1 protein-coding gene and 2 pseudogenes are annotated in these 3,085 nt (G+C 68.7%); 1 reads left to right on the forward strand and 2 read right to left on the reverse strand.

Features of this window, described 5'->3' with window-relative positions; genetic code table 11:
- Window positions 1-1,350: pseudogene (locus FVW20_RS10795) on the reverse strand (hypothetical protein); the annotation flags it as partial.
- A 158-nt stretch (window positions 1,351-1,508) separates the two neighbouring features.
- On the opposite strand from FVW20_RS10795, the gene FVW20_RS10800 reads away from it, so the two are divergent.
- Window positions 1,509-2,333 carry a nitroreductase family protein gene (locus FVW20_RS10800; protein ID WP_196609544.1) on the forward strand — a complete coding sequence of 275 codons (825 nt, stop codon included), beginning with the start codon at window positions 1,509-1,511 and terminating at the stop codon, window positions 2,331-2,333.
- 413 nt (window positions 2,334-2,746) lie between these two features.
- Here FVW20_RS10800 and FVW20_RS10805 read toward each other — a convergent pair.
- Window positions 2,747-3,085, reverse strand: a pseudogene (locus tag FVW20_RS10805) (chemotaxis protein); the annotation flags it as partial.

Below are 3,085 nucleotides of genomic sequence, written 5' to 3' on the forward strand. Positions count from 1 at the left end.
GTGTTCGGCGGCGGGGCTGGTGACGGTATCTTCGGCCACGTCGGCGGATTCGTGCAGGGTGCGGGCCAGCAGCGGCAGGGGCAGCCGGTCGCGCTGCCATGCCCACCCGCCGTAGCGGCGCGTTTCGCGGGCCAGTGACAGGGCGGCGGTGGGGGCGGGTTCCAGGGCCGGGACATGGTTCGGGTCGCCGTGCGCGGCGCGGGGCAGCGGGTCCAGCCCGGTCAGGGGTTCCACCCGGAAGCCGGTCAGGGCCATGCCGCGCAGGCCGATCTGCTGGATGATGCTGGAAGACAGGATGCGCCGGGCGGCGGCGGAAGGATCGTCCCAGTGCAGTACGGGCATGTCGTAGTGTCCGGCATGGCGGTAGGCCCAGCGGCGCAGGGTGCCGTCGCCCCCGCGCACCTCGCCGGTGACGGCCCAGCCGCCTGGCCGCGCCCACGACAGCAGGTCGCGCGAGAGGGAGGCTGGCAGCAGCCCCTTTTCCGACAGCAGGTCGTGCTGGACGCGGGTGAGCGGGCGGGCCTGCCATTCCGATGCGCTGGCGGGCAGATCGGGCCACAGGCCGCGCGGAATTTCCACCAGGCAGTAAGCGCCGGGGTATTCGCGCACGTTGCGTGCGGCCAGAAAGAAGTCCGGTCCCATGCCGGTGGCGGCGGGGATGATGTCGGTGCCCAGCAGCATGCGGCTGTTGTCGGTAAGGCGGCGCAGGCGCAGGTATTCGTCGTCGCTGCCCGCCGCCTCGGAAAAGCCGTGCTGGATGGTGTCGTCACCGGTCAGGGTGGCGCTGCGGTCGTATGCCCAGATGGCCCCGGCTCCGCCGGATGGCGTGACGTACAGCCCGCGCGCGCCCGTGCGGCGCAGCAGTTCCTGCGCTCTTGGCTGGGCCAGGATGGCGAATGCCGAGGGCGTGCCGTCGGCAATGAGCGCCATGGGGTGCACCAGCAGCCAGGTATCGGCGGCGCGCAGCAGGTTGTCCGGATCGGGCGGCAATGAGGGAGAGCGCCAGCCCAGCTGACTGCCGGACACCACGCGCGAAAGTTCCGTCCCTGTCCCCAGCAGCGACTGCTTTTCCAGCCACTGCATGTAGCCGGGGTCTGCCCGGGTGACCGAGGGGCCTTGCGGCAGAAGCAATGATTTCTGTTTGGCCGGGGGGGCGACGCACCCGGTCAGGACCAGGCACAGGACCAGGCACAGGACAGGGTACTGGAGCAGGCCCGAAACAGGGAGGCCGGGCAGCATGGCCGAGCGGCTGGGCGCGGCAGCGGCGCGCGACAGGCCGGATTGCGAACGGATTGCGGGCAGGCTGCGGAGCATCAGGGCAATGGTGCGGAGCACGGCGCGGTTCGGCATGCGAGTCTCCTTTATCATGCCGACGTTACAGGGGGTCGGGGGGGCTGTCAAAGGCGGTATTGCGGCCATGCCACGCCATTTTCGCTTTACACGCGGCGTGAAGCGGGGCAAACCGGCACCTGTGGCCATTCGGGCCACGGAGTACAGGGAGGATCTTCATGCCGTTTTTCGAAGTGGACGCGCAGAAATGCAAGCGCGACAACATCTGTATCGACGAATGCCCCATCCGCATCCTGATCGCCGACAAGGAAACGGGCGTGGCCAAGATGCGCCAGGGCGCCGAGGATGCCTGCATCCGCTGCGGCCATTGCGTGGCCGTCTGTCCGAGCGGGGCAGTGCGCCTTGAGGGCATGCCCTTTGACGAATTCGCTCCGGTCCGCCGCGAACTGGCCATCGAGGCCGACGCGGCGGAACAGTTCCTGCGCGGGCGCCGCTCCATCCGCACGTTCAAGGCACAGCCGGTGGAGCACGACGTGCTGGCCCGGATCATGGACACCGTGCGCTGGGCGCCCACCGCCAGCCACCGCCAGCCGGTGCGCTGGGTGATGGTGGAAGACCCCGCCCGTACCCGTGAGATCGCCAGCCTGATCATCGACTGGATGATGTACCTGCGCGAGCACGACCCGGAAACCGCCAAGCGCCACAACGTGGCAGGGCTGATCGCCGGGTCGCGCAAGGGCGTGGACCTCGTGCTGCGCGGCGCGCCGCACATCGCCGTGGCCTGCTGCGACGGCGGGGCCACCTGGCCCGCCGTGGATTCGGCCATTGCCCTCACCTATCTGGAACTGGCCGCCCATGCCCATGGCGTGGCTGCCTGCTGGGGCGGTTACTTCACCTACGCGGCCAACGCCTACGCCCCCCTGCGCGAACTGCTGGGCCTTGGCGAGGACGAGCGGGTGCAGGGCGCGCAGATGCTGGGGTATGCGAAGTATCGGTATCGCCGGTTGCCGTGGCGGAAGCCGCTCCCAGTCACCTGGAAATAACCCCCGCGCGCTGGCCGCGCGGATCGTGGGCGATTGCGGCGTCAGATATTGTTTCCGCTCGGGTCATGTACCGAAGACGTACACTCCCCTCGCGGAAACAATATCTTCCTTGCCCTCGCCGCACGCTGCGCGCGGCCAGGAAACCGTGAAGTGAGACGCTGCCGGAAAGAATGAAGAAATGAAACCGCCCCGACCGGAACTTCCGGTCGGGGCGGTTGTCATTTAAGAAAAGAGTGAGAAAGCAGCTTTCCCCCTTTCTCTGTTTTCAGGCATGGTCGGCAGGCGGAGCGATGTTGTCCGAGGACAAGGAAAACGGCGATGCAGCGAGGGGAGTGTACTCTTTGGTACATGACCCGAGCGGCATCGCCGTTTGACGCAGTCATCGGGCAAGAGCGCCCGCATGACGGCCATGCCTAACGCATGCGTGCCATGACCTGCCGCAGCGCCTCCGCCTGCTCCGCCAGCGCAGCCACGGCCTGGGCGGCCTCGCGCATGGCGTCCACGGTCTCGCCGGAGATGCGGTCCACCTCGCCGGTGGCCCGGCTGATCTCCTCGCTGGCCGCCGATTGCTGCGAGGCGGCGGTGGCGATGGCCCGCACCCTGTCGGCGGTGGTCACGGCAATGGTGACGATGTGCTGCAAGGTCTGGCCGGAGGCACCGGCCAGTTCCGCGGACCGGCCCACGTTGCGGGCGGCGTTTTCCGTGGCCTCCAGGTTGCGGGCGGCCCCGGCGCGGATGCGCGTGACGGCCTC

Source organism: Nitratidesulfovibrio oxamicus, assembly GCF_015731765.1.
In the GTDB taxonomy this organism is placed as follows: domain Bacteria; phylum Desulfobacterota; class Desulfovibrionia; order Desulfovibrionales; family Desulfovibrionaceae; genus Cupidesulfovibrio; species Cupidesulfovibrio oxamicus.

Excerpts from the sequence above, each read along its gene's own strand:
- FVW20_RS10800 (WP_196609544.1), top strand. The coding sequence starts at position 1,509 with ATGCCGTTTTTCGAAGTGGACGCGCAGAAATGCAAGCGCGACAACATC.